At 53.0% G+C, this 19568-nt stretch carries 16 protein-coding genes and 3 pseudogenes; 5 read left to right on the forward strand and 14 right to left on the reverse strand.

What is annotated here, in order from left to right; all coding sequences use genetic code 11:
- Nucleotides 1-11 precede the first annotated feature (11 nt).
- The 12 genes and pseudogenes from HA45_RS04965 to HA45_RS05010 all read right to left on the reverse strand — a co-directional run bounded on the left by HA45_RS04965 (nucleotide 12) and on the right by HA45_RS05010 (nucleotide 8690).
- Complete coding sequence (locus HA45_RS04965) at nucleotides 12-395, reverse strand: RidA family protein (protein ID WP_100703982.1); 384 nt, start codon at nucleotides 393-395, stop codon at nucleotides 12-14.
- A 122-nt stretch (nucleotides 396-517) separates the two neighbouring features.
- Entirely contained in the window at nucleotides 518-1585 is a 1068-nt protein-coding gene (locus HA45_RS04970; RefSeq protein ID WP_100703981.1) for an ABC transporter ATP-binding protein, read from the reverse strand.
- A 2-nt stretch (nucleotides 1586-1587) separates the two neighbouring features.
- Nucleotides 1588-2412 (reverse strand): carbohydrate ABC transporter permease, encoded by an 825-nt coding sequence (locus HA45_RS04975; RefSeq protein ID WP_100703980.1) that lies wholly within the window; start codon nucleotides 2410-2412, stop codon nucleotides 1588-1590.
- A gap of 9 nt (nucleotides 2413-2421) precedes the next feature.
- On the reverse strand, nucleotides 2422-2772 hold the full coding sequence (locus HA45_RS27915) for a carbohydrate ABC transporter permease (RefSeq protein WP_366557317.1): 351 nt from the start codon (nucleotides 2770-2772) through the stop codon (nucleotides 2422-2424).
- Nucleotides 2682-3347 (reverse strand): carbohydrate ABC transporter permease, encoded by a 666-nt coding sequence (locus HA45_RS04980; RefSeq protein WP_244563379.1) that lies wholly within the window; start codon nucleotides 3345-3347, stop codon nucleotides 2682-2684. The genes HA45_RS27915 and HA45_RS04980 overlap by 91 nt, the downstream gene beginning before the upstream one ends.
- 21 nt (nucleotides 3348-3368) lie before the next feature.
- A complete protein-coding gene (locus HA45_RS04985; RefSeq protein WP_100703978.1) occupies nucleotides 3369-4640 on the reverse strand; it encodes an ABC transporter substrate-binding protein in 1272 nt (423 codons plus the stop codon).
- Between the two features lie 21 nt (nucleotides 4641-4661).
- On the reverse strand, nucleotides 4662-5828 hold the full coding sequence (locus HA45_RS04990; RefSeq protein ID WP_100703977.1) for a PLP-dependent transferase: 1167 nt from the start codon (nucleotides 5826-5828) through the stop codon (nucleotides 4662-4664).
- On the reverse strand, nucleotides 5815-6294 hold the full coding sequence (locus HA45_RS04995; protein ID WP_280174497.1) for a FadR/GntR family transcriptional regulator: 480 nt from the start codon (nucleotides 6292-6294) through the stop codon (nucleotides 5815-5817). Before HA45_RS04995 ends, HA45_RS04990 begins: the two co-directional genes overlap by 14 nt.
- A gap of 59 nt (nucleotides 6295-6353) precedes the next feature.
- Nucleotides 6354-6524 (reverse strand): annotated as a pseudogene (locus HA45_RS28915) (GntR family transcriptional regulator); the annotation flags it as partial.
- A gap of 213 nt (nucleotides 6525-6737) precedes the next feature.
- Nucleotides 6738-7094: a cupin domain-containing protein gene (locus HA45_RS05000; protein ID WP_100703975.1), complete on the reverse strand. Its 357-nt coding sequence runs from the start codon at nucleotides 7092-7094 to the stop codon at nucleotides 6738-6740.
- Nucleotides 7095-7270: 176 nt separating this feature from the next.
- Nucleotides 7271-8038 carry an amino acid ABC transporter ATP-binding protein gene (locus HA45_RS05005; RefSeq protein WP_100703974.1) on the reverse strand — a complete coding sequence of 256 codons (768 nt, stop codon included), beginning with the start codon at nucleotides 8036-8038 and terminating at the stop codon, nucleotides 7271-7273.
- A 1-nt stretch (nucleotide 8039) separates the two neighbouring features.
- Entirely contained in the window at nucleotides 8040-8690 is a 651-nt protein-coding gene (locus HA45_RS05010) for an amino acid ABC transporter permease (protein WP_100703973.1), read from the reverse strand.
- 288 nt (nucleotides 8691-8978) lie between these two features.
- Here HA45_RS05010 and HA45_RS05015 point away from each other — a divergent pair, with 288 nt between their 5' ends.
- From HA45_RS05015 to HA45_RS05025, 3 genes are read left to right on the forward strand one after another with little or no spacing between them, the layout of a single operon-like run.
- Complete coding sequence (locus HA45_RS05015; RefSeq protein ID WP_100703972.1) at nucleotides 8979-9728, forward strand: substrate-binding periplasmic protein; 750 nt, start codon at nucleotides 8979-8981, stop codon at nucleotides 9726-9728.
- 51 nt (nucleotides 9729-9779) lie between these two features.
- Nucleotides 9780-10385: a helix-turn-helix domain-containing protein gene (locus HA45_RS05020; protein ID WP_100703971.1), complete on the forward strand. Its 606-nt coding sequence runs from the start codon at nucleotides 9780-9782 to the stop codon at nucleotides 10383-10385.
- An 18-nt stretch (nucleotides 10386-10403) separates the two neighbouring features.
- The gene (locus HA45_RS05025) at nucleotides 10404-11732 is read left to right on the forward strand and encodes an NAD(P)/FAD-dependent oxidoreductase (protein ID WP_100703970.1); all 1329 of its coding nucleotides are present in this window, start codon (nucleotides 10404-10406) and stop codon (nucleotides 11730-11732) included.
- Nucleotides 11733-11819: 87 nt separating this feature from the next.
- Here the strand turns inward: HA45_RS05025 and HA45_RS05030 are convergent, their stop codons facing one another.
- Nucleotides 11820-13106, reverse strand: coding sequence for a methyl-accepting chemotaxis protein (locus HA45_RS05030; protein WP_100703969.1), 1287 nt, complete (start codon nucleotides 13104-13106; stop codon nucleotides 11820-11822).
- A 674-nt stretch (nucleotides 13107-13780) separates the two neighbouring features.
- Between HA45_RS05030 and HA45_RS05035 the strand changes: the two are divergent.
- Together HA45_RS05035 and HA45_RS05040 are read left to right on the forward strand one after the other, a co-directional pair.
- Nucleotides 13781-15750, forward strand: a pseudogene (locus HA45_RS05035) (autotransporter outer membrane beta-barrel domain-containing protein).
- A 342-nt stretch (nucleotides 15751-16092) separates the two neighbouring features.
- Nucleotides 16093-17943, forward strand: a complete 1851-nt coding sequence (locus HA45_RS05040) for a putative phage tail protein (protein WP_100703966.1) — start codon at nucleotides 16093-16095, stop codon at nucleotides 17941-17943.
- A 172-nt stretch (nucleotides 17944-18115) separates the two neighbouring features.
- Here HA45_RS05040 and HA45_RS05045 read toward each other — a convergent pair.
- Nucleotides 18116-19506 (reverse strand): annotated as a pseudogene (locus HA45_RS05045) (FAD-binding oxidoreductase).
- Nucleotides 19507-19568: the final 62 nt, after the last annotated feature.

The following is a 19568-nucleotide window of genomic DNA, read 5'->3' on the forward strand; positions in this document are numbered from 1 at the left end:
TCCCGTTATTCTCACGGCAGCATAATCACCACATCAATTTCCAACAGCAATTCCGGCTCGGCGAGCGCAGAGATCTGAAAGAGTGTACTGGCAGGTAACTCAAGCCCCTCAAAGAAGCGCTGGCGAATCGGATGAATGTGCGGCACCAGCGCCAGGTCGGTGACATAAGTGGTGGTCCGCACAATCCAGTCGCGCTGTGCTCCTAACCCCTCCAGCAAACGATCGATATTGGCATACACTTGCTCGACCTGCTGCTGCATATCTCCAATGCCGACCACGTTTCCTTCTTCATCCCACGCGACTTGCCCGGTCGGGAATACCGGCGTACCGGGACGAATTTTGACGTGATTGTAATAGCTACGCGCCTTTAAACCAGCGGGATTGATAATGCTCATAACGCTCCTTAACCCTGTTTCAATCGCGAATGTTTTCGCCTCAAGGCTACCACTCGTGCGCAGTGCCGGGTAAACGTATCCCGGCAACGCCGCGTTGCAGTCAAAGCAACACGGCGGCGGGGTTACAAACGCTTTTGTGATGCGGCATCGAACAGCATCGCACGCGCATAATCCACTTCCACTGAGATGATATCGCCCGCTGCGGCACCGGATCGCTGGGTGGTAAACAGCATCACATCATGACCCAATAAGCTGCCATGGATCAGTTCGGATAAACCGGTGGGTTCGACAAGGGAAACTTCCAGCGGCAGCGCATGTGCAGCGTCTGCTGAGGCCAGCGCAATGTTTTCAGGTCTGATGCCATAAATGACTTCACGCCCTTCCGGCTGGCTGGCCCATGCCGGGTTTGCCGGTAGTAGCGCGCTGTCGCCGATGCGCACGCCATTCGGGGTGACAACGCCGTTAATAAAGTTCATCGACGGTGATCCGATAAAGCTGGCGACAAACTTGTTGGCTGGCGTGTCATACAGCTCCAGTGGGGTGCCGACTTGTTGGATGACCCCGTGGTTCAGCACCACAATGCGGTCGGCCAGCGTCATCGCCTCAACCTGATCGTGCGTGACATACACGATGGTGTTGTTCATCTGCTGGTGCAGACGTTTGATCTCGACGCGCATCTTGCCGCGCAGTTGTGCATCCAGGTTGGAGAGCGGTTCATCAAACAGAAAGACCTGCGGCTGACGCACGATTGCGCGTCCCATCGCCACGCGCTGGCGCTGGCCGCCGGAGAGTTCTTTGGGGCGACGATCCAGCAGGTGTGAAAGATTAAGGATATCCGCCGCACGCTTCACCTTCTCTTCAATCTCTGCACGCGGACGTTTCTGGATTTCGAGGCTAAAGCCCATGTTGCGTGCCACGGTCAGATGCGGATAAAGCGCATAACTTTGAAACACCATTGAGATATCACGATCCTTGGGGGCGACATCATTCATCAGCCGCTTGCCGATGCGGATATCGCCGCTGCTCGCCAGTTCCAGACCCGCAATGGTGCGCAGTAAGGTGGATTTGCCACAGCCGGAAGGCCCGACCAACACCACGAATTCTCCGTCGTGAATGGTGAGGTTGATATCGCGCAGTACTTCAACATTGCCGTAGCGTTTGTCGATCTGCGCCAGTGTAATTTCTGCCATGTTTACCCCTTAACCGCGCCAGCGGTCAGACCCTGAACCAGATATCGTTGAATAAAGGCGAAGAACAGACAGGCAGGAATCAGCGCCATTACGGCGGCTGCCATCATTTCACCCCATGAAACGGCAAATTTGGAGACGAAGCTGAGTAACCCTACCGGGAAGGTCATTACTTCGTTTTTGTTGATCAGCATTAGCGAGAACAGCAGTTCGCTCCACGCGGCGGTAAACACGAAGCCGAGCGTGGCCGCCATACCTGGCAAGGTCAGCGGAACCAGCACCCGATACAGCGCCTGGAAACGTGTGCAGCCCTCCAGCATCGCAGACTCTTCCAGATCTTTGGGAATGGCATCAAAGAATGACTGCATCAAAAAGGTGGCGAACGGGACGTTAAAGGCGGTGTAGATCAGAATCAGGCCCAGCAGACTGTTGGTCAGGCCGAGCGAGGCCATGACGCGGTAAATCGGGGCGATGATCATCACCAGCGGGAACATCTGCGTAAACAGCAGCAGCGCCGCCATCACCATTTTGCCGCGAAAGTGGAAGCGCGAAAACGCATAGCCGGCACCGGTGGCAATCAGCGTGGTCAGGAATGCAGTGCTGAATGAAACAATCAGGCTATTGCTAAAAAAGGTGGGGAAGTCACTGTCAGTGAGCACTTTTTGGAAGTGACCCAGGGTGAAGCCGCCCGGCAACAGCGTGACGCCCTGACTGAACAGCAGTTGATCCGGCGTCACTGAGATCTTAATGATCCAATAGAGCGGAAACAGGGCAAACAGCAGATAGGCGCCAATACTCAGGCGATGGCCAATCATCGGGAGCAGTTTCATCTCGCCTCCTTATTTCAACAGTTGATGACGAATACGCAGCAGTACCAGCGCGTAGCAGGTCATCAGCAGTAACAGAAACACCGCCATTGCCGAGGCATAGCCAAAATCGAGTTTGCGATAGGCGGTGGTGAAGATGTAGCTGGAGAGAATCGAGGTGGATCCGGCAGGGCCACCGTCGGTCATCACCACGATCAAATCGGCAAAATTGGCGATCCAGATGGTGCGCAGCATTACCGTGATGGCGATCATTGGCGCGAGGAAGGGCAACGTCACGCGACAGAATTGCTGCCAGCCGCTGGCGCCGTCAATCGATGCCGCCTCGTACAAGTCTTTGGGGATCGATTGCAAGGCGGCCAGCAAGGTAATGGCAAAAAAGGGATACCAAACCAAACGTTAGCAATGATCGGTCCCCACATGGCTAATTGGGGATCGGATAAAATGTTGTAAGGCTCACTGAGTAATCCAAGGTTACTTAACCACTGTGGCAACGGGCCCACCACCGGATTGAACAGCCAGGACCAGGTCAGGCCGGAGAGAAACGCAGGCACCGCCCAGGGCAGAAACACCAGTGCCTGCACCCAGCGACGAAAACGAAATTCGCGGTTGAGCAGCAGTGCCAGCGCGAGGCCAAAGAAAAACTGCAGCAGCAGTGAACTGACCGTCCAGTTCAGCGTGTGACCGAGTGCTTTAAAAAAGCGCCGATCGTCAAACATCTCGGCAAAGTTATCCCAGCCAACCCAGCCGCTCTCCATTGGATTGAGCAGATTCATGCTCTGAAAAGCATAGGAAATGCCGATCGCCATCGGCACAAAGATAAACAAGGCGATCAGCAGCAGTCCCGGCGAAAGATAAAACCACGGCTCAGCCAGCCGTAGCCAGCGCGTGTAGCGCGGGCGCGGCGAGCGGGCGTCAAGTGAGGTTTCTAACATCATCATTGTTCTCCGCGCGATCGGTGATTACTGCGTGGCGAGCCAGCTTTTCTGCTCTTTGCTCAGATATTTAGCCCAGTCTTTCACCATGTCTTCGGTGTCGTTTTCACCCAAAAGTGTTTCCTGGCTGCTCTCTTTCACGATCACCGAGTTGAAATAGCCCCAGCCTTTCAGGTGTGTCGGCATGGTCAAGGGCACATAGTTCGGATCGTTTAACTCTTTAAACCAGCCGGCAAACTGCGGCGTTTGATAGAAAGGATCCTGTTCTGCGCCCTTATAAATCGGCAGGGTGCCGACAAATTTCGCCCACGCGAGGTTGTTGGTTTTGTTACTGAGGAAGGTGATCAGCGGCCAGGCAAGATCGTTTTGCTTGCCCTGTTTGAACATCGCCCAGCCGGTATAACCAATGGTGGGGAAGGCTTTACCCGACGGCCCGACAGGCATCGGCGCAACGGCGAAATCATCGGCGGCCATGCTATTTTTAATCGCTATCAGCGCATCGGGATCCTGATCGAGCATGGCGCATTTACCCGAGTAGAAACCGGAGACGATTTCGTTAAAGCCCCAGTTAACGCTGTCTTTTGGTGCGCCGCCTTGTTTGTACATATCCACCAGTAACTGCGCCCCTTTGATCGCCCCCGGCTGAGTCAGGGTGCTGTTACCCGCTTTATCGAAGAAATCAGGTGATCCATTCATCGCCGCCATAAACATCATCCACGCATTGGTGCCGCCGACGCCGCCGCGCATGCAATACCCGCTGATGCCGTTACCCAACTGGCTGATGCGTTTGGCATCGCTGGCAAACTCTTCCATGGTTTTAGGTGGCTCGCTTAACCCGGCCTGCTGGAACAGTTTCTTATTCCAGAACAGGGCGCGCAGGTAGAAGCCATAAGGGATCATGGTGGCTTTGCCATTGGCGGCACGCGCCATCGCCAGCGTCTTATCGGTTAACTGGGCGGTGCCATCCCAGTTATTGAGGCGCGGCTCTAAATCTTCCAGCATGTTGTTGCTGGCATACAGCCCTTGCCAGGTGTCCGGCATTTCCACCACATCGGGTACTTGTCCGCTTTGCAGCATGGTGCCTAACTTTTCAAACGCCTGACCCCACGGCAGCGAGATCAGCTCAATTTCCGTGCCGGGATGCTGGGCTTTGTATTCGCTCAACATCTTCTGCAGCAGTTCGGTGCGGGGCGGGCTGGTAATCACTTCCACCACGGTTAATTTTGCCGCCATACTGCTGAGTGCTGAACCCAATCCAATGGCTAAAACCAGTGCGTTAATAGCAAAACGAGTCGTCATTGCAGCTTCTCCTGGGAGTGATTATGCGCGGGTTGCGGTGGCAAGCGCCTGTTGCAGGTCGTTCCAAAGGTCTTCGGTTTCTTCCAGTCCAATCGAGATGCGGATTAATCGTGGCGAGACGCCAAAATCAACGGCCGAGTTAAATTCGCTGGCTTGGTTGATGACCGAGATGGCGGGCATCACCAGGCTTTCGAATCCGCCCCAACTCACACCCATATGGAAGTACTGCAAGGCGTTGCAGAAGGCGGGGATATCGATTTGTTCGGTCACTTCAAACGCAAACAGGCCGCTGTAGCCGCGCAGCGATGACCAGGATTTGGGGGCTAAACCGGGATGACACACCGCCGTGATCTGTGGATGTGCACGCAGCTTTTGTGCCAGCTCCATGCCGCTTTGGTGATGCTGCTTCATGCGCAGGGGCAGCGTGCGCAGACCGCGCATCAGCAATGAGGCTTCATGCGCAGAGAGTTTGCCGCCGAGGAAGGGACTAATGTGGCGTGCGATATTGCCGATGTGTTGCTGGCTGGCAATCACCAGGCCTGCCACCACATCACTGTGTCCGCTGATGTATTTCGATGCCGAATGCACCACGATGTCGATCCCACACAGCAGCGGCTGCTGGAAAATCGGCGACGCCCAGCTGTTATCAATAATGGTGACCGCACCTGCATCACGCGCCAGCGTGGCCAGTTTATTCAGGTTTAACTCGCTCATCACCCAACTCACCGGGCTTTCCAGGTAGAGCAGGCTGGCACCCGGCAGCGCGGCACGAATCGCCTCTTCATCATCACCATCGACGAACTCGGTGGTAATACCAAAACGCTGGCAGAAGCCGCGCAGGAAGCGATAGGTATCGGGATAGACGTGATTGACGCACACCACTTTTGCGCCGGGTTGCAGCACGCTGAGAATGGCATTGCTGATTGCGGCCATGCCGCTGCCGAACGCCAGACAAGCCTCGCCACCTTCCAGTGCGGCAACTTTTTCCTGCAGCGCTCGGACCGTAGGATTATCAACGCGCGAATAGAGCGGCTGATCGCTTTCGCCACGGAAGCGGGCGATCATGCTGTCGTAATCACTAAAGGTGAACAGTGATGATTGGTAGATCGGCGGAGTGACCGCGCCTTTTTCATGGCGTAAATCGTGAGACAAAAGCGTTTGTTGCGAGACAGGTTTATCGTTTGGCATTGATGACATCCTTCATGTCGCGTTCAGTGATATCGAGAATTTGATGGCAAATAGCGCGCGCTGCTTCGCCATCCCGCTGGCAAATGGCATTGAAGAGATCGCGGTGTAACAGGAAGGAGTCGGCAAACAGTGCCTGCTCCGGTGGCGATTCAAAAAAGGCGTGCAGGCTGTCGTAGATGCCGTTGAGCATTTGCAGCAGCAGAGGATTGCCCGAAGCGCGGTAAACGCTGGTGTGAAAGGCCCAGTCTTCGGCACCGGCGGAACCGACCGCCAGATGCACACGCTCCATTTCAACTAACCGCTGTTCAATTTCCAGCAGGTCTTCGGCGCTTGCGCGCTGTGCGGCAAGTACACAGGATTCGGATTCGATAATGCGACGGACCTCCAGCGCGTGCAGCATATTGGCGGAGTCATTTTTGAATCGCAGCGAGAGGAAGCTGTCGTTGATGCCCACGTCGGCCTGCAAAACGTACCGCTGCCTTTCTTACGCAGGATGATGCCCAGTGCTTCCCAGCGTTTTAGCGCCTCACGCACGGTGTTGCGGCTAACCCCGAGCTTTTCCGCCAGTTCGCGCTCAGGCGGCAAACGGCTCCCCGGCTGCGCGCCGGATTGCGCCATAAAACGCGTCAGAGCATCAAGAATCAGCGTGTCGCTACGCGGTGTGGTTATCGGTTGAAGCTCAACAGGTGATTGCATGGCATTGCCTTAATTGGTCCAACATCTCTACCAATTGCTTAGCAAGGGGTGTGCCATTTTATTTATGTTTGAATTGATTGGTATTTTTGGCGGGTAATAAGCGAGAGATCTGAGTTTTACTGGTGCAAAGTGGAAAATGACGCACTGCAATGTCACAAACTTGACATAAAAAAAGGCGCGAATCAACGCGCCGGTTTATTACGAACAAAGGGATTAACTGGCATCAAAAATTACATACAGTTTACGCATGGTATTTTCAATCACCCAGGTTCCTTCGGTATTTGCTTCAAAAAAGAAGGAATCACCCGGTTTAAAATTCAACGTGGGCTCGCCGTCGGGAGTAAAAGAACCCGTGCCGTTAAGAAAATGCATAATTTCAGCCTGTTTCACTGAGCGCCGATAAGAGCCCGCAGCACATTCGAATATTCCCGTGTCGATATCTTCCTTGCCGGGAATCACTTTTTGAATGCCGGAAAGCGCAATGGAACCGCTGCCAGGCAAGCCTTCTACGCTACCCCAGGGTTCCATTTTTTCAATTAAGGCAGGCTGTTCAATTTTTTGCACTTTCATCAATTATTTTTCCAGTCATAAGTGGCAAATAGCACCCGTCACCATCGCCGGGTGCATTGGGAATACATTCAATTCAGATTAGGGGATTGCCGTAAAACCTGAGGGTGCTTATTGCCGCACGAAAAACATATTTGAATGATTATTCGTGCGGCTTTAGCAGAAACTTTTGCCGTTGTTCAACTGACGGCCTGACAACAAGAACAGGGTTGAGACACGGTATTGCCTAACACGCGGCGCAGGAAATCTTGCGTGCGCGCTTCTTGCGGCCGCAACAGGAGGTTATCCGCAGGACCTTGCTCCACAATCTGTCCGCTGTGCAGGAAACAGACGCGGTCGGCCACTTCTCGGGCGAATTGCATTTCATGTGTCACCACAATCATGGTCATGCCTTCACGAGCGAGATTGCGCATCACTTGCAGCACTTCACCGACTAATTCTGGATCTAGCGCGGAGGTGGGCTCATCAAACAATATCGCTTTGGGCTGCAGGGCTAAGGTGCGGGCAATCGCCACGCGCTGCTGTTGACCGCCAGATAATTGGGTTGGCCAGGCGTTGATTTTCTCGGCCAGCCCCACCATCGCCAGTAACTCTTTCGCACGCTTTTCCGCCACGTTACGGGATTCACCGTTAACGTGAATCGGACCCTCCATCACGTTTTCCAGCACGCTGCGGTGCGGGAAAAGATTGAAGCGCTGGAACACCATGCCGATCTGGCGTCGCAGATCGTTAATGCTCTTGTGCTTATTGTTGACGCGCTGGCCCAGCACAGTGATATCGCCGCCTTCATAGGTTTCAAGGCCGTTGATGCAGCGCAGAATGGTAGATTTGCCCGATCCTGAAGGACCAATCAGGCACACGACCTCGCCTTCACTGACCTTAAAACTCACGCCTTTCAGCACCTCAATGGGGCCGAATTTTTTGTGCACATCATGAATTTCTATCATCTCAAACCCCTTTAATCTGGCGTTTTTCCAGCTTTTTGGTGAGTGCCAGCAGCGGCAGGCAAAGCACCAGATACATCAGTGCCACCAGTGTGTATACCGTGGTGTTATCGAACGTAGAAGCGGCGATAAGCTGGCCCTGACGGGTCATTTCAGTAACTGCGATAGTGGAGGCCAGCGCCGAATCCTTGAGCATCATCACTAACGTATTGCTAAAGGGCGGTAAGGCAACATGAAACGCCTGCGGCAGCACCACGCGGTACATGGCTTTGCCATAGCTCATGCCCATCGAGCGGGCAGCTTCAAGTTGCCCGCGATCGACCGATTCAATGCCGGCACGGAATATTTCCGCGATATAAGTCGAAAAGCAAAAGGCAATACCGATCACGCTGGCCTGAAATGAGCTGAGGGTGATGCCAATATCAGGGAAGACAAAATAGATATAAAACAACACCACAATCATCGGCAGGCCGCGTGTGATGTTAATGATGGTGGCGATCGGCCAGGAAATAATTTTCCACGGGCACATCTTCGCCGCGGCAAAAACCAGGCCTAATGGCGTACTGATGATCAGAGACAAAATGGTGATGTAGATCGTCATTTCAGCCCCTTTTAATAAAAAGGGCAGATAAACGTGGATGCTGCTCCAGTCCATTGTGTTCTCCTGGGTCGTGGTGTCACCGGAAAGTGAGGTGGCTAATTCATTATAATGAATATCGCTGATGACAAATCGCTGTCAATCATTACCCCTGATACTGAGATAGCTTTTACTTATTACGCACATACGAACAAGCTATAGATGTGATATTTATTGAAATCAAAGGCTTTATTGATAATTTGTGAATCCGCGCATTTTCATTAAATAAAAGGTTGACAGCAGGCGGACAATTTTCATTATAGTGAAAAAGAGCGTTCCCCTTTTCATTGCACCCAGGAGTGAGTCATGTCTGCCATTCGTTCCCAGTTAATGATCCTAAGCCTGACGGCTGCATTAAGTCTTAATGCCAGTGCCGCAGTGTTAACCGCCGGTTCGCCGCCATCGAGCGCCCCAACCACCTTTTTAAATACGCAGACAGGGAAGATTGAGGGTTTTATGCCGGATGTGGCCGCCGAAGTGGCCAAACGTGAGCATTTGGACATCCAATACAGCGCAATCCCTTTTTCCACGCTGATACAATCTGTGATTGCCGGCAAGATCGACATGATTGTGGCGGGAATGACGCCCACTGAAGAACGCGCCAAACGTATTACTTTCTCTCAACCGGTTACCGCATTTGGCGCAGGGCTGATCGTGCGTGATGACAACAAAAAAGCGTATGACTCCTGGCAGGATCTCAAGGGTGAAATCGTCGGCACCATGGCCGGTACCGATTACACCCAGAGCCTGATGGCCAGCGGCATCGCCAAAGAGGTGAAGGTTTATGACAGCCCGGCGGATATGACCAGAGACTTGTCACTGGGCCGCGTGGCTGCCGGATTGAATGATTACCCGATTTTGAAGGCGCAGGAAAAAGCGGGTGGTTTAAAAGGCATGCACGTGGTGGATGGTTATAAACCTGAGCATGTTTCCCCGATGGCGTTTGGTGTGAAGAAAGGTAACGATGCATTGATGGCGCAGATTAATAGCGCGTTAACCAGCATGAAAGATGACGGCACCTTGCAGACCATTAAAACCAAATGGGGCATGCCCTGATTCATGATACCCGTAAGCTCAGCTGACAAGGATGCGAGTGGAATTCAGCAGATGAAAAAAGAACCGGGCATTAAAGGGGAATCTGGCGCGCAGGAAGCGGATATAGGATCTCGCGTCAAAGGTGTGCGCAAGGCGCAGAATATGACGATTACTGAACTGGCGCGGCTGGCAAACGTTTCTGCTGGCGCCATCAGTCAGATAGAACGCAATTTGACGAATCCCACGGTGCGCGTGCTGGAACAGTTGCGATTGGTATTGAAGGTTCCCCTCTCGGCCTTTTTGGAAGAGGCCGAAGCGAATCATCGTGGTGCTGAGCACTTTGTTCGACGCGCCGCCGAACGCCCGCATTTTAACGTGGGCAAGCAGGGCATTTCAAAGCAGATGCTTTCTCCCTCTGGCGACCATGACTTGCAGTTTATGTTGATTAATATCCCGCCGGGCGTGCGATCGACTGAGATGTTAATGGGGAAGGGAGAAAAGGCAGGTTTAGTGATGGCGGGCGAACTGACGCTGGACATTGAGGGTGACGCCGCGCGCCTGATAGCGGGAGACAGTTTTCAATTCCAGAGCCATCTGCGGCACAACATTTTCAACCCGACGGCCAGTGACGCCACGGTATTGTGGATCATGCACATTTCCTCTGAACAACATTTATAAAGGTCAGGATTAAACATCATGCGTATTAGCGTTAATACCGTAGCAGACAGTGAAACCTTCCCCAGCGCGGTGGATGTCATCGTCATTGGCGGCGGGATTATCGGCACGTCCGTTAGTTATGAACTGGCGAAGCAGGGCGTTTCAGTGGCGCTGTTTGAAAAAGGCGTGATCGGCGGTGAGCAGTCGGGACGTAACTGGGGCTGGGTTCGCCAGCAAAACCGCGACTTGTATGAGCTGCCGATGGCGATGCGCAGTTTGCAGCGTTGGGAAGCGTTGAGCGGGGAAATTGGCCTTGATCTTGGCTTCAGTCGTCAGGGAATCACCTACGGCACACTGAGTGAAGCGGATGTGGCGCGCTGGGATGCCTGGGGCAAGCAGGCGAAACAAATCGGCTTTGTCAGCCATTTATTGACGTGTAAAGAGACGCGCGAGCGCATTGGCGACCAGGCCCAATGGGTGGGTGGCGTCTGGTCACCGACTGATGCTCGTGCTGAACCTTCCATGGCCGCACCGGCGATCGCCACAGGTGCTAAAAATTTGGGTGCCTCAGTACATCAAAACTGCGCGGTGCGTGGATTGGATATCACTGGCGGGCGTGTGACCGGCGTATGGACCGAGCGAGGATTAGTGAAAGCGAACCGGGTGATCTGCTGTGGCGGCGCCTGGAGTTCACGCTTCTGCATGCAGTACGGCGTTGAACTGCCAAGCGCCAATATATTGGGTACGGCGTTTAAAACCACAGCCGCACCGGAAGTGATCAAAGGCTGTATTAGTATGGGCGGTTTATGTATTCGCCGTCGTCAGGATGGCAGCTACACCGTGGCGCTTTCCGGGCGTGGCCAGATCGATCTGGCACCGCAAAATATCCGCTATGCCACCAAGTTTTATCCGATGTATCGCAGCAAAATTGCGAAAAAGCTCAAAGTGCGTATCAACGGTTCCTTCTTCAATGGCCCGGAAGCCGCGGGTTCCTGGTCAAATCAGGGTCTGTCACCGTTTGAAAAGATTCGTGTACTCGATCCCGCCGGCGATCCTGCGATTGTGCAGGAAGCGATGCAGATGCTGGTTCAGTTTTACCCTGAGCTTAGCGGGATCAAAGTCGATCATGCATGGGGTGGCTGGATCGATACCACGCCTGACCTGGTGCCGGTGATTGATGAGATGGATAATGTACCGGGCCTGTTTATTGCCTCTGGCTTCAGTGGGCACGGTTTCGGCATCGGCCCTGGAGCGGGCTTGTTGTGTGCGCAGATGGTGAATAATCAACCGCTGTTCACCGATGCAGAACCTTACAGTCTGGCGCGTTTCGCCAAAGGTAATGCGATTCGTGAACCGCAGATGATGTAAAGGCGAGATCCACATTTAGCGTCATCATATTCTTTTAAAATGAAAGGCGGCCTTCAGGCCGCCTCCTCATCGCTAAAGCGTCATCACTTAAACATCCAGTCGATGAATCACATTCACAAACTCGTGCACGCCACTGTTAATTTCACGCAGGCTGCGTGACAGCACGCTGATTTTATCCTGCTCGGTCACCACAAACTGTTTTACTTCCCCGAGCTGCTGCTCCATTTGCTGGATCAGGCTGGCGTTGTGTTCAACCACTTGCGTGATTTTTTTGGTCGCGCTTGAGGTGGAGGCGGCCAGTCGGCGTACTTCATCAGCCACCACGCTAAATCCGCGTCCGGCCTCACCGGCGCGCGCCGCTTCAATCGCCGCGTTTAACGCCAGAATATTGGTTTGTGAAGCAATCAGGTTGATGGTCTCAACTACCTCGTTGATACTTTTCGCTGAGGCGTTGAGCTGGATGCCAACATCCGTTGCAGCTTTCACCTGCAATGCCACCAAACCTGAGTTGCGAATGGTTTCATCCAGTACTTCGTTGGCATTGTCAGTGATTTGCGAGGTTTGTTCGGACGTGGTGAGGGCGATATCGGCCACACGTTTGGCTGCTTCAACGCGTGCGGTGATATCAGAGGCAATCTTGATCACCTTGTACACGTTGCCATTAGCATCAAATACCGGGTTGTAGCTGGCTTCCAGCCAGATACGTTCGCCGCTGGCTGTCTTGCGCTCAAAGCGACCGACAAAATGCTGTCCTTTGGCAATTTTGCGCCAAAAATCCGGGTTCTCGCGGTAAAAGGTATCGAAGCAGAACAGGCGATGATGCTGACCAACAATCGTTTTGAGATCATATCCCATGTGGGTGAGGAAGTTGGTGTTGGCCGTCAGGATATGGCCATCTGGCGTGAATTCAATCACCGCCATCGAGCGATCAAGCGCCGTGATCACCGCCTCCTTGTGTTCCAGTTCCTCATGGCGGGCGGTGATATCGCTGGCGACTTTAATCACCTTGTAGACTTTCCCTTTGTCATCACTGACCGGGAAGTACGTTGCGCTCAGGAAGAAGCGTTGGCGCTGTTTGTTAAATCGTTCAAAAATGCCCGTGACTGACTCGCCTGAAGCCAGGGTTTGCCAGAAGGTAAAGTAATCGGATGATTGGCTGTAAGCAGGGCTGCAGAAAATGCGGTGATGCTGACCCTGAATTTCATGCAAGGTGTAGCCGGTAACATCAAGAAAAAGGGGGTTGGCGCTGAGGATTTCACCACTGGGCGAAAACTCAATCCATGCTACGTGCTGCTTGATTGCATTGATGTCTTTGAGTACATCGCCACTTTTATAAAATGGCAGAGAAAGGCTGGATTTCTTCACCCCAAACATGTGTGACCTCAGGCAAGATTATGTCATTGAACATAATGCGTGCAGCTCTGCGCCGCGCCGCTGGATTTCCTCAGCCGAACACGTGATCTCGCGATGGTGTCTCTCTGCGCATGCGCAGGCTGGGTTTATTGAGTTATGGCTGCCTGATGTTGTTGCAAACGGACCTAAAAAAAGTCCGCTTTGATAAAAGTATCTTAATTATCGGCGTGGTTTCCAGAACATTTAATCGAAATGCATGAAAAAGCGCATCGCTCGCCTGACGGAGAATTAGCAAGAGTTTTCAGCCGATCTTTAGATGAACCCGAGACTAAAATGCCAACCAAACCTTCAGATATCAGTGCCACTACGACCGCGAGTCAACCTGAATAATGACTATGGGTCAGATCTTTCCTTTTTCCCAATAAGAGTTGCAATAACCGAACCGCGAAAAAATAAAAAATCATTCCACTTCCAGACTCGCTAACGGCAGATTCTGAAAAATTACGCTGAAATTTTGCTTAAGTAAGTTGGTATTACCCTCTTATCGTGACTAAACCTTAAACGTCCTTGTTATTTCTCTTTGCGACTTTTCGCATTCTTGATGCGACCTTGCTGGCCTGCGTTGCTGCTGCATGATGCGCACGGCCTACCTTAAAAGTGACCAGACGCGATCCGTCTGGCCCATCACGGAGTTGATGATAATGCGCAAATCTGCACTTTCTGCTGTCGCCGTAGCTACCCTTGGCGCGCTTTTGGCTGCCTCTCCCGCGCGTGCCTGGGATAGTCTGACGGTGTTTGGCGATAGCTTAAGCGACAGCGGCAATATCGGTCGTTTTACCGCCGATGGCGCGCAACATCCGCTATACGACGAAATCCTGGCATCGCATCTTGGGGAAGATTTGCAGGCATCTTCGCGCGGTGGCAGTAACTATGCTGAAGGCGGCGCGGTGGCCGTTCCGGCGCTCGACCCTGAACTCAACACGCAGGATCAGCTGGCAGCGTATCTGCAATCCACTGGCGGGCGCGCGGATAGCAATGGTTTGTATATTCACTGGGTCGGCGCCAATGATATCGCTGCCGCGGTGCCCAACCCCTTGACCGCGCGTGAAACCATCAGCAACAGTGCCATTGCGGCGGCTTCTCAGGTTAAAACCTTGCTGGATGCGGGGGCAGGAACCGTCATTGTGCCGAACGTCCCGCAACTGGGATTAACGCCCTACATGGTACAACTGGTGCTGCGATCTTTGGGCACCTCAGCGATGGTCGCGGCGTTTCAGTCGCTGGACAGCGCAGCGACACCGGATGTTGCGGCTCGCGAACAGGCGGTGCAGGATGCGTTCACCGCCGCAGCGGGGCAAGTATCGAGCAGTCCCATGGTGCGGGATGCGCTGGCTCAGCAGCTCTATACCGCCTGGCAGGAACTCAGCACTCAGGTGACGGCGTTGTCAGAGGGTTACAATCAGCAGGAAGAGGCTCAGCTAGCGGCGCTCAACGGCAATATTGTGCGCGTGGACATCGCGGGTCTGTTTAACGAGGTGGTAGCCAATCCCGGCCGCTATGGCTTAAGTAACACTATTGGCATTTCATGTCCCGTGGGCACCTCAGCGGATGAATGCCAGTCTACCGATGCGGGCTTCAGTACCGCACAGCAATATCTGTTTTCCGATCGTCTGCATCCAAGCCCGGCAGTACAGGCCATGCTGGCAGATTATATTCAATCGATCCTTGATGCGCCGGCGCAGGTGGCGGCTCTGTCGCAATCCACGCTGCTGATGGCGCGCGACATGCATAATACGTTAGATGGGCATTTGCAACAGCAGCGCCAGCAACCGGCCAGCGCGGGTCAGTTCACGGTGTTTGGCGGTTACGCAGGACAACACGTCGATTATCAAGGTGATGCCTGGAGCAATGGTGATGCAAACACCACCAATCTGACGTTGGGGATCGGCTATCAGCTGACCGATAACTGGCAAACCGGTTTGCTGTTCTCAAACAGCAATCAGCGCATGGATCCCTCATCAAATTATGACTACAAGCTGCGCGGTAATCTGGTGGCGCTTTATAGTCAGCTGACCTTGTTCGATCAAGCTGGATCAACGCCGATCTCCACTATGCCGATCTCGATTTCGACAGCATCGAGCGTAACATAAACATCGGCCCGGCCACCCGAACTGAACAAGGCAGCAGCAGCGGTAAATTAATGGGCATGCGCATACAAACCGGCTGGGATTTACCTTTGGGGACGCATATCACCACAGGCCCGGTTGCCAGCTATGCGCTGGATTATGGTCGTGTTGACGGCTATCAGGAAAATGGCAATAGCAGCACTTCGATGCGCTTCTCAGACCAAACCCTTCACTCGCAGATCGGTTCAATTGGCTGGCGCGTCGATAGCCGGCAGTGGGTGGTCAATCCGTGGGCACAGATCAGTTATAACCACCAGTTTGGTGATACCGACTCCACGGTGCGCGCGGGGCTGAAATCCACCCAAACCTCGTTTGAGCGGACGGTGGAAGCCGGGGATAAAAACTGGCTCGACGTGGCGGTGGGTGCCAATGTGCCGTTGGGCGACACCGTCAATGCCTTTGCTGGCGTGTCCACCGTCGCCAGTAACAGCGATTACCATCAGGTGACCTGGAACGTCGGGGTGAATGCCACATTTTAAGATGACGTGCCAGCAAGTCGTGGCTTGCTGGCACCGCTTTAGCTTCAACAAACCTGCATTAATAAGTGAATGAAACAGTTACCGGGTTAAGGTATTTGATCGGAATCTTGCGTCAGCCGGTCATTTTTTGCGGCCGCAATAATCAATAATGTGCCTGCGATTATTCTGTAAAATCCCGCCTTACCGCTGCGCTTTCTTTCTGCAATCATTATCTTGCTGGATCCCACTTATTGGCGGGATGATAAACGCCTCTAATTACACTGGCACGCATCAACACATTAACTATCAGCTACTTATACTGCATGGGGCAGTTATTTTCTCTTAATATTTAAGGGGTACACCATGGTTAATGCGTCCAATAACACCACGCCACAAAATGCTGTGAATGCAACAAATGGTCCCGTCGTACAGTTGAAAACCATTGATGAATTGCGCGCTACCGAACCGGCATCTGCTGGTGAAATCGCTTCCGTGCTGGAGTACAGCAAAGGCAGCAAAATGGGCGGCGGGGTTTTTGTTCATGACGCGACTGACACCATCAGTCCAGACGACGGCGGGATTGTCTTCATCACCGCAGGGAAAAAGCGCTGGAAGCGGGTGATCCAGGATTATAGCACCGTCACCGTTTTGGATTTTGGTGCCATAGCTGACGGTAAAACGGATTGTATCGAGGCAGTCAAACGTATGTATACCTGGTCGCAGCGCGTGCTGCCCGCTGCGGGAATCCGTTTTACTGCCGGGGTGTTCAGTATGTCCACCTTCGACATATCCGATAAAGAGATAAACCGCTTTAAAGTTGCCGGTGCGGCGGTTAACTTTGGCTATTTCCCCACCACCACATTGACCTTTAACTGGGGGACGCAGCCACGAGGACTGCACTTCTTTAAGGTTAATGCGCGCTATGCAGAGATATCGGGCATTGTAGTGAAAGGCATGAGTTCTAATAACGGCGGAGACGGCGGTACCGCATTTAATAAAGTTGGTTTTTACGCCAACATTATTACCGGCGGGCAGTTTCTGCGCGTGAGCAGTATGGAGTTTCGCTATCTGGGCGGACGCGCGCTGGACCTTATTGATACGCTGGATTGTAAGATTGATCAGTTTTATTCCAGAGGGTGTCAGGACAGCATAGTGTATGCACGCTGGTCCGACCGTGAAGCAGGTGCCTGGGACCATAGCACGGCCATTGAATTATCCAACTTCAATTTGCAAGAAAATACCCTAAAGCCGGTTTTGGATTTGCCGCGCTGTACCCAATCCTTTATTCGTAATGGCTGGATTGAACATTCAGAATTCGCCGGAGATTTAACCAATGGCCAGTGGGTGATTGAGGGGCTGGCGATTGAATCGACGACTAACCCGCTAAAACTGGGTTATTGCCGCGCGTTGATCATTCAAAAAAGTATTCATAATCAAAGCGCCGGATTTGATTACAGCACCGCAGGTATCGAACCCTGGTCACTGCTGGCGGAAGGTGATCGCGGGGTTATGGAAATATCGGATTGGGGCGCCATCATTCAGGGATCGTTAAACTACGATTACATTACCTCCCAGCACCACATGGATAACCGCACGGATAAAGAGAAATGGTTCTACATTGGCGAATTTAATTTCTCCGATGAAGGCACGCAGATTCACGTACGTGTGGTGGGAACGTCGCAAATATTGTCGCAAAGCGCAACGCAAACTCAGCACACTGGACGAACACCAGAAGGTGTGGCCAATATCTACCTTCAGGCGCGCAACAATGCGAATACCATTGGCAGTTGGTATGGCGAAGGCTCATGCCCGGTGACCAAAGTGCATATTGAAGGGGGCGCCACCCGCACCAAACTTTACGTTAAACTGGCCCAGTTCACGGGATTTGCGACAGCTCAGGTGGAAACCAATGGCAAAGATCGTTACAAGGCGGGATTATGTTTTATCTTCCGAAAAAGTTACACCGCCTGCTCGGAAACCGATGCGCAAAAGTTTGATGCAGCCCCTGTTGTGGCTTTCGAACAGCACTGGATTGGTAATGAAAAGGTGGGAATTGGTTATAACGATAACAAAGAGTTGTTATTGAGTGGGCCGGTATTCGAAAAAGCGGTGGTAGATGAAACAGGGAAATGGCGTACACGCCGATTTGTTAAGTTGTGGATAAATGGCAAAGAACAGTCCATAGAATATCTCAGCGCAACCGATCCATTTTAAGTATTGAAGCCAGCAATATGCATTGCTGGCTGATTCAATGCTAATCAAATTAAGCAATTCTGTATCAAATGAGAATGATACAGTGCTGAAGTCTGGGCGTCAGCGGAATCTGCGACGCTCAGAGCTTTTAACAATACGCTGAATAGCCACATTCAGTTTTGTCGTCATAAACCTATTCATTCACGCCCGGAATATGTACGTCCGGTAAGGTTTCCCGCACTTCCCAGCCGCGGAGTTTACCGGGGTTTAATAAATTATGCGGATCGCAGGCGCGTTTCATCGCCACCACATCGGCACGCACCATGCCTTGCTTGCCATCTTCGATATGAATCACGTGTGGATTATTGATTTTAATACCCTGGCTGCGGTAAATATCCATGATCGCATTCAAGCGCTCCTCCGTGCTGTAACGCACCAGCGGCAATCCGCTGCAGGTGAGTGTGCCGTTCATATCACGCAGAAACTCAATATGAGACATCACTTCATCCGACAATTGTGTTTCCATCGCCAGTGCTTGCTGGTGGTAATCGTCAGCCGCATACGCAGTTTGCAGATAGGTCAGGGTTTTATCGATTTTGAGTGCCTGCAATGTGGTGTGGTTCCAGCAATATTCAATCAGTGAATGACCGCTGTTTTCACCCTCGGCATAGCGCAGTGCATTGTGTCCGGCATGCTGCGTCAGCATCGTGGGCAGCAGAGCGTCACTTTCGCTGCCCACCACTGAAATCACGCCGTGCATGCCGCTGACGTTGGCATCGGCCAAATCGCTGAAGTAATCCAGCACCGGCGCAGCAAACACCGCGATCTGGCGTTTCACCAGACCCGGTGAACGCGCCAGCGCATCGGCGAAAGCATCGCAGCAGCGAAATCGGTGAAGGTATCGAGACGCTCAATCCAGTCATGGCACGGAGCCAGTGCCAGTTCGATCTCAAGCACTATGCCATTACTGCCATAGGCATGATGCAGCAGCAGCGCATCCGGGGCCTGCAAATGAATGATGCGTGGCGTCTCTTCCATGGTCATCATTTTTACCGACAACACGTTGCCCGGCGCGGCCAACGGCCCGTAATTAATCGATCCTACACCGCCAAATCCTCCGCCAAACAACCCACCCAATGTGGCCAGTTTCCAGGTGGACGGCATGCAGCGCAACTCCCAGCCATGCGGGCGCGTGTAGGCTTCCAAATCCCCGAGCCGAATGCCCGCCTGTGCTCGCACCGTGCCGCTGCCCATTGCCGCGACGGCGTTGAGGCGCGTCATATCCACCATCACTCCGCCATCCAGCGGGATCAGTTGACCGTAGTTACCGGTGCCACCGCCGCGCAAATTAAGCGGTACGCGGGCTTTGGCGCAGGCGGCGACGACCGCAGCGAGTTCGGTCTCATCGCGCGGGCGCACCGCCAGTTCGGCAAATTTCTCTTCCAGCTGTGGTTTAAGCACCGGGCTGAACCAGTGGAAATCTCGTGACAGGCGTTTGACCTTGGGCGCTGCTTTAATCCAGTCAAGTTCAGGCAACGCCGCGACCAGCGCCGCCAGTGCAGACTGGCGATCGGAATCAGACATGTGGACATCCTATGCATATTTTGGGGAGGGCGACCTGAAGGCCGCGCCTGATGTAAATCAGA

The sequence above is a fragment of the Pantoea rodasii genome (assembly GCF_002095465.1).
GTDB lineage: Bacteria > Pseudomonadota > Gammaproteobacteria > Enterobacterales > Enterobacteriaceae > Pantoea > Pantoea rodasii.

Bases quoted from the DNA above. Each gene is read 5' to 3' on its own strand.
- HA45_RS05010 (WP_100703973.1), bottom strand. From the start codon at position 8,690: ATGGACTGGAGCAGCATCCACGTTTATCTGCCCTTTTTATTAAAAGGG.
- HA45_RS05000 (WP_100703975.1), bottom strand. From the start codon at position 7,094: ATGAAAGTGCAAAAAATTGAACAGCCTGCCTTAATTGAAAAAATGGAA.
- HA45_RS05030 (WP_100703969.1), bottom strand. From the start codon at position 13,106: ATGTTTGGGGTGAAGAAATCCAGCCTTTCTCTGCCATTTTATAAAAGT.
- HA45_RS04980 (WP_244563379.1), bottom strand. From the start codon at position 3,347: ATGATGATGTTAGAAACCTCACTTGACGCCCGCTCGCCGCGCCCGCGC.
- HA45_RS05040 (WP_100703966.1), top strand. From the start codon at position 16,093: ATGGTTAATGCGTCCAATAACACCACGCCACAAAATGCTGTGAATGCA.
- HA45_RS04970 (WP_100703981.1), bottom strand. From the start codon at position 1,585: ATGGCAGAAATTACACTGGCGCAGATCGACAAACGCTACGGCAATGTT.
- HA45_RS05015 (WP_100703972.1), top strand. From the start codon at position 8,979: ATGTCTGCCATTCGTTCCCAGTTAATGATCCTAAGCCTGACGGCTGCA.
- HA45_RS05005 (WP_100703974.1), bottom strand. From the start codon at position 8,038: ATGATAGAAATTCATGATGTGCACAAAAAATTCGGCCCCATTGAGGTG.
- HA45_RS05020 (WP_100703971.1), top strand. From the start codon at position 9,780: ATGAAAAAAGAACCGGGCATTAAAGGGGAATCTGGCGCGCAGGAAGCG.
- HA45_RS04990 (WP_100703977.1), bottom strand. From the start codon at position 5,828: ATGCCAAACGATAAACCTGTCTCGCAACAAACGCTTTTGTCTCACGAT.
- HA45_RS04965 (WP_100703982.1), bottom strand. From the start codon at position 395: ATGAGCATTATCAATCCCGCTGGTTTAAAGGCGCGTAGCTATTACAAT.
- HA45_RS05025 (WP_100703970.1), top strand. From the start codon at position 10,404: ATGCGTATTAGCGTTAATACCGTAGCAGACAGTGAAACCTTCCCCAGC.
- HA45_RS04985 (WP_100703978.1), bottom strand. From the start codon at position 4,640: ATGACGACTCGTTTTGCTATTAACGCACTGGTTTTAGCCATTGGATTG.
- HA45_RS04975 (WP_100703980.1), bottom strand. From the start codon at position 2,412: ATGAAACTGCTCCCGATGATTGGCCATCGCCTGAGTATTGGCGCCTAT.